Origin of the sequence: Sphingomonas sp. PAMC 26605 (assembly GCF_000241485.1) — a bacterium.
Classification (GTDB): Bacteria; Pseudomonadota; Alphaproteobacteria; order Sphingomonadales; family Sphingomonadaceae; genus Sphingomonas.
The window spans coordinates 528,700-534,538 of record NZ_JH584241.1 but is presented as its reverse complement, the minus strand read 5'-3'; the positions used below and the strand labels follow the sequence as shown (position 1 = coordinate 534,538).

6 protein-coding genes and 1 pseudogene are annotated in these 5,839 nt (G+C 70.4%); 4 read left to right on the top strand and 3 right to left on the bottom strand.

What is annotated here, in order from left to right:
* Positions 1 to 247, bottom strand: a pseudogene (locus tag RH90_RS23865) (energy transducer TonB); the annotation flags it as partial.
* A 110-nt stretch (positions 248 to 357) separates the two neighbouring features.
* Here RH90_RS23865 and rph point away from each other — a divergent pair.
* Both rph and rdgB read left to right on the top strand, forming a co-directional pair.
* A complete protein-coding gene (gene rph / locus RH90_RS02345; protein WP_010183627.1) occupies positions 358 to 1,074 on the top strand; it encodes a ribonuclease PH in 717 nt (238 codons plus the stop codon).
* Positions 1,071 to 1,703, top strand: a complete 633-nt coding sequence (gene rdgB / locus RH90_RS02340) for an RdgB/HAM1 family non-canonical purine NTP pyrophosphatase (RefSeq protein ID WP_010183626.1) — start codon at positions 1,071 to 1,073, stop codon at positions 1,701 to 1,703. The genes rph and rdgB overlap by 4 nt, the downstream gene beginning before the upstream one ends.
* 157 nt (positions 1,704 to 1,860) lie before the next feature.
* On the opposite strand, the gene RH90_RS02335 is transcribed toward rdgB, so the two are convergent.
* A complete protein-coding gene (locus RH90_RS02335; protein ID WP_010183625.1) occupies positions 1,861 to 2,430 on the bottom strand; it encodes a CAP domain-containing protein in 570 nt (189 codons plus the stop codon).
* A gap of 39 nt (positions 2,431 to 2,469) precedes the next feature.
* Here RH90_RS02335 and hemW point away from each other — a divergent pair, with 39 nt between their 5' ends.
* Complete coding sequence (hemW, locus tag RH90_RS02330; protein WP_010183624.1) at positions 2,470 to 3,657, top strand: radical SAM family heme chaperone HemW; 1,188 nt, start codon at positions 2,470 to 2,472, stop codon at positions 3,655 to 3,657.
* An 84-nt stretch (positions 3,658 to 3,741) separates the two neighbouring features.
* On the opposite strand, the gene RH90_RS02325 is transcribed toward hemW, so the two are convergent.
* Complete coding sequence (locus RH90_RS02325) at positions 3,742 to 4,944, bottom strand: penicillin-binding protein activator (RefSeq protein ID WP_010183623.1); 1,203 nt, start codon at positions 4,942 to 4,944, stop codon at positions 3,742 to 3,744.
* An 11-nt stretch (positions 4,945 to 4,955) separates the two neighbouring features.
* Here RH90_RS02325 and rsmI point away from each other — a divergent pair, with 11 nt between their 5' ends.
* A complete protein-coding gene (gene rsmI, locus RH90_RS02320) occupies positions 4,956 to 5,837 on the top strand; it encodes a 16S rRNA (cytidine(1402)-2'-O)-methyltransferase (protein ID WP_010183622.1) in 882 nt (293 codons plus the stop codon).
* Positions 5,838 to 5,839: the final 2 nt, after the last annotated feature.

Sequence of the window (5,839 nt, the reverse complement as noted above, 5' to 3'; positions counted from 1 at the left end):
TGAGGTTGGGCGGCGACGCAGCGCCTTCCTTGCGCTTCTCGGCCGGTTTGGGCGCAGGCACCGGATCGGGCTTGGGCGGCGGCGAGTCGGGCAGGATCGAGATCACCGTCAGATCGTCGACGATGCGCCGCGGAAAATCGACGCCGAGCCCCATCACCAGCCCATAGCCGATCAGGGCGACCAGCACGGCCGCGCCGCCCGCGCCGATCATCCGGTCCTGTCGTGTCGCTGCTGCGTAACCCGTCATGTCTGTGCTTCGTCCTTGGCCCCGAATGTGGGCATCCGCCGCCCTCAGCCAAGGGGTGACACCCGCCCAACGCACAGCTAGGGCGACTCGATCATTTCAGGAGACTCCCCATGCGCCCCAGCGGCCGCACCCCCGACCAGATGCGCGCGATCACGATCGAGCCGCGCTTCACCAAACATGCCGAAGGGTCGGTGCTGATCGGCTTCGGCGACACCAAGGTGCTGGTCACGGCGTCGATCGAGGAGAAGGTCCCGCCGTTCCTGCGCGGCAAGGGCGAAGGCTGGGTCACCGCCGAATACGGCATGCTCCCGCGCGCCACGCACACGCGCGGCAGCCGCGAAGCCGCCAAGGGCAAGCAGTCGGGCCGGACGCAGGAAATCCAGCGGCTGATCGGGCGTTCGCTCCGCGCCGTGACCGACCTCAAGCTGCTCGGCGAGCGCCAGATCGTGCTCGATTGCGACGTGATCCAGGCCGATGGCGGGACGCGCACCGCGTCGATCTCGGGCGCGTGGGTCGCGCTGCGGCTGGCGATCGACGGGCTGATGGCGAGCGGCAAGCTCGCCGCCGACCCGCTGACGCAGAAGGTCGCGGCGATCAGTTGCGGGATCTACCAGGGCACGCCGGTGCTCGACCTCGATTACGACGAGGATTCGAACGCCGACGCCGACGCGAACTTCGTGCTGCTCGAGAACGGCAACATCGCCGAAGTCCAGGCGACCGCCGAGGGCGCGACCTATGACGAGGAGGCGCTCCTGCGCCTGCTGCGTCTCGCCCGGATCGGCTGCACCGAGATCTTTGCTGCACAAGCCAAGGCGGTCGCAAAATGACGCAAGAGGTCGCGCCGCAGGCCATTCGCAAGCTCAGCCCCGGCAAGCTCGTCATCGCCAGCCATAACGCCGGCAAGGTGCGCGAGATCGGCGCGCTGCTCGCCGAGCATGGCATCGAGGCGATCTCGGCGGCCGACCTCGACCTCCCCGAGCCCGACGAGACCGGCACGACCTTCGTCGCCAATGCCGAATTGAAGGCGTTGCAGGCGGCGGACCTGTCGGGTCTCCCCGCGCTCGCCGACGATAGCGGGCTGTGCGTCGAGGCGCTCGGTGGCGATCCCGGCGTCTATACCGCCAATTGGGCGGAGACGCCGAACGGGCGCGACTGGACGCTGGCAATGACCAAGGTCGAGCAGGCGCTCGCGACCAAGGGTCCCGACGCCAGCCGCAGCGCGCACTTCGTCTGCGTGCTCGCGCTTGCCTGGCCCGACGGGCATGTGCAGTGGTTCGAGGGGCGCGCCGAGGGCACGCTGACCTGGCCGCCGCGCGGTGATGTCGGCTTCGGCTATGATCCGGTGTTCGTGCCTGCAGGTGGCGACCAGACCTATGCCGAGATGGACCCGGCGCAGAAGCATGCGATCAGCCACCGGGCGGATGCGTTCGCGCAGCTGATAGCGGCGGTGCTCTAGGCTCGCCTGATCGCACGCATCTGTTCCCCGGCGAAGGCCGGGGCCCAGGTGCGACGGCTTCAACAGGCGCGCGTTACGCCAGCCTCAGGCTGCACCACGCCTGGGCCCCGGCCTTCGCCGGGGAACGGAAGCCGGGACGCCCCAGGCGGAAGCGCGCTTAGTCCGCCACGCGCCGCCCCACCACGTTCCCCGGCGGCGAATAGCGGCACACCAGATAATCGTCGCGCGTGCTGCTCGCGAGTGCGCAACCGACCTGGGTCGTGCGCCGCCAGATCATCTGCGTGTAGTGCCCGACATCCTGCCAGCGTCCGGTCGTGCTGATGTCGGGCACCGCGCCGGCACGGTAGAAGCGCCGTTCGTCGGCCCACAGCCGCACCATCTCGTCATAGCGATACGCCCCGCGCGACCCCATGAAGAGGTTCTCGCCCTCGGGGATGCGCCCGCGCACGCCGGTCGAATGCCTGAAGTCGCGCGTCGCGGCGAGGACCGCGGCATAGCGCGCGGCGTCGGCGGCGAGTTCGTCGCTCCACGTCAGCGGCAGCGCGCCGACCGCCGCGCGCGCGGCGTTGTGCTCGACCAGCGCCGCGCGCCGCAGCAGCGAGTCGCCGCGCGGCGCGGGGCGATCGTCGGGGCGCAACTCGGTCACGCGCGGCGGTTCGTCGGGATTGGAGGCGGCACATCCCGCCAGCATCACAAGCGCTGCGAGAGCCAGGCGGTGAACGCGCATCTTTCGTAATCTCCCCGAGACGCCCATAGGCTCCCGTTGATGAATGCCCCCGAAACGCCCCCCCTAACACCGCCGCTCGCGCTTTATGTCCATTGGCCGTTCTGCGTCTCGAAATGCCCCTATTGCGATTTCAACAGCCATGTCCGCGAAAGCGTCGACCAGGCGGCGTGGCGCGACGCGCTGCTTGCCGATCTCGCTTATGAGGCCGCGGCGCTGCCGGGGCGGCGGCTCGGCTCGATCTTCTTCGGCGGCGGCACGCCCTCGCTGATGCCGCCGGCGACGGTTGCGGCGATCATCGATGCGGCGACCGCCCATTGGCCGCCCGAAAGCGATATCGAGATCACGCTCGAGGCCAATCCCTCCTCGGTCGAGGCGGCGCGCTTCGCCGATCTCGCGCGCGCCGGGGTCAACCGCGTGTCGCTCGGGCTGCAGGCGCTCGACGACGAAGCCCTGGTGTTCCTGGGTCGCGCGCACGGCATCGAGGAGGGGCTTGCCGCGCTCGCGACGGCGCAGGCGGCGTTCGCGCGCGTCAGCTTCGATCTGATCTACGCCCGCCCAGGGCAGAGCCTCGCCGCCTGGGACGCGGAGCTTGCCCGCGCGCTGTCGTTCGGAACCGAGCATCTCTCGCTCTACCAGCTGACGATCGAACCCGGCACGCGCTTCGCGACCGAAGCGGCGGCGGGGCGGATCGTCATTCCCGATGGCGATTCCGCGGCCGACCTGTTCGAGGCGACGCGCGCGGCGACCGCGGCGGCGGGGCTGCCGGCGTACGAGATTTCGAACCATGCGCGGCTCGGCGCGGAGAGCCGGCACAACCTCGTTTACTGGCGCTACCGGGATTATGCCGGGGTCGGGCCGGGCGCGCACGGGCGCCGAGGCGGGCTGGCGACGGCGCGGCACAAGAAGCCCGAGAACTGGATCGGCGCGGTCGCGCGCAACGGCCACGGCGCGCAGATCGAGCAGCCGCTGGTGCCGAGCGAACGTTCGACCGAAGCGCTGCTGATGGGGCTGCGGTTGCGCGAGGGGGTCGACCTCGCGCGGATCGCCGGGCTGGGCGAGACGAACGTGGACGCGCTGATCGACTGGCCCGCCGCGGCCAGGCTTGAAACGCAACGCCTGCTCGCACGCTCTGGTGATCATCTGCGCGTCACCGAAGCCGGGATGCTCCTCCTCGACGCGATCCTGCCGCTCATAGTCATAAGCCCCTCCCCTTCAGGGGAGGGGTAGGGGGTGGGGGGAGCCTCGCAGAGACTGGCGGCCATTACTTCCCCACCCCAACCCCTCCCCTGAAGGGGAGGGGCTTATAGCGCGTCAGAACCCGCTCGGCGCCGGCGATACCGTCACCGTCGTCCCGCCGCGAATCTCCTGCACCTCGAGCGCGCGCTCGGCGACATTGTCGCGACCGAAGCGGAACGCGCCGTCGATCCCGGCGAAACCGCCGCGATCCTTGAGCCGGTCCTCGGGGAACGCCGTCCCCATCGGCCAGTCGCGCATGATGCGGATCGTCAGCAGCACCGCGTCATAGCCGAGGCTCGACAGCCGGAACGGCGCCGCACCGAAGCGTGCGCGATATTTGGCGGCATATTGGCGGTACAGCCCATCCGACACGCTCGCGAACCACGCCCCCTCGAGCGCGGGCTTGCTCGCGATCGACGCTTCCGAGTTCCACAATTCGGTGCCGAGGATATGCGCCCCGCCCATCCCGTTGCGGCGCAGCACCGGCACGCCCGCCGCCGCGGCATTGCCGCCATCGGCGATCAGGATCGCCTGATACGGCGCGCTCTTGGCGATCCGCGCGATCGCCGCGGTCATCGATCCCGGCGCGCGATCATAGGTCTGCAGCGCGCCGACGCGCCCGCCCGCCGATTCGACCGCGCGCAGGAAGGCGGTCGAGGCGCGCTCGCCGTACATGCCGTTGGGGACGAGGCCGCCGAAGCTCGTCACGCCCTGGTCGTGCGCGTAGTTGACGACGCGGATGATCGACTGGGCGGGCACATAGCCCATCAGATAGGCGCCATTGCCCGCCGCGGTCGCGTCGTTCGAGAAGCTCACCACGGGAACGCCGGCGCGATGCGCGATCGGCGTCACCGCGCGGACGTCGTCGGCGAGCAGCGGCCCGAGGATCAGCTGGTTGCCGTCGGCGAGCGCGCGCTGCGCGGCGAGTGCGGCGCCTGCGGCGGTGTCATAGCTGGTGATGCGGACGCGTTCGTTGCGCGAATCGAGCAGCGCCATCTGCGTCGCATTGGCCAGACTCTGCCCGACGCCGGCGTTCGCGCCGCTGAGCGGGACGAGCAAGGCGACGCGGTGACGCTGCGTATCGGTCGGGATGCCCGGTTCGACGACGGGCTGTTGCGGCTGGCTCGGACGCTGCGCGCTCGGCCGCCGCGACGGCGGCGGGCCGCCCGGCACGACCGTCTGGCAGCCCGCGAGCAGCACTGCCCCGGCGATCGCCGCCAAGCGGAAAAGCCGCCCAAATCCGATCGGGCGTTGCATGCCCGTGTCCCGCTCTGCCATGACCACTCCCAATGAACCCTGATCTTTCGCCCGGCCTCTACATCGTTGCCACCCCGATCGGCAATCTCGGCGATCTTTCGCCGCGCGCCGCGCACATCCTGGCGCATGCCGCGGTAATCGCCGTCGAGGACAGCCGCGTGACGGGCAAGCTGTTGAATCATATCGGGGTCAAACGGCCGATGACGCCGTATCACGATCACAATGCCGAGGACGTCCGCCCCGGCCTGATCGCGCGGATGGGAAGCGAGGCGGTAGCGCTGGTGTCCGATGCCGGGACGCCGCTGATTTCCGATCCGGGCTACAAGCTGGTCCGCGATGCGCGCGCGGCGGGGCACACGGTGTGGACGATCCCGGGCCCGTGCGCGGCGGTGGCGGCGCTGACGCTCGCCGGGCTGCCGACCGACCGCTTCCTGTTTCTCGGCTTCCTGCCGTCCAAGGCGCAAGCGCGTGCGGCGGCGATCGCCGAAGTGGCGACGATCCGCGCGACGCTGGTGCTCTACGAATCGGGCCCGCGGCTCGGGGTGATGCTCGCGGCGCTCGCCGACGGGCTTGGCGACCGCGAGGCGGCGGTGACGCGCGAGATCACCAAGCATTTCGAGGAAGCGGTGACGGGGACGCTGTCTGAGCTCGCCGCGCGCTATGCCGATGCGCCGCCCAAGGGCGAGATCGTCGTGGTGGTCGCCGGGCCGGGCGCGCCCGAGGCGGCGAGCGCGACGGATGCCGACAGCGCGCTCGCCGAGGCGCTGACGCGGCTGTCGACCGGGCAGGCGGCAAGCGAGGTGGCCAAGGCGCTGGGACTCGACCGGAAGGCGCTCTACGCGCGGGCGCTGGAGTTGAAGGCGGACACAGAAAAGCCCCTCCCCTTCAGGGGAGGGGTTGGGGTGGGCAGGTAAAT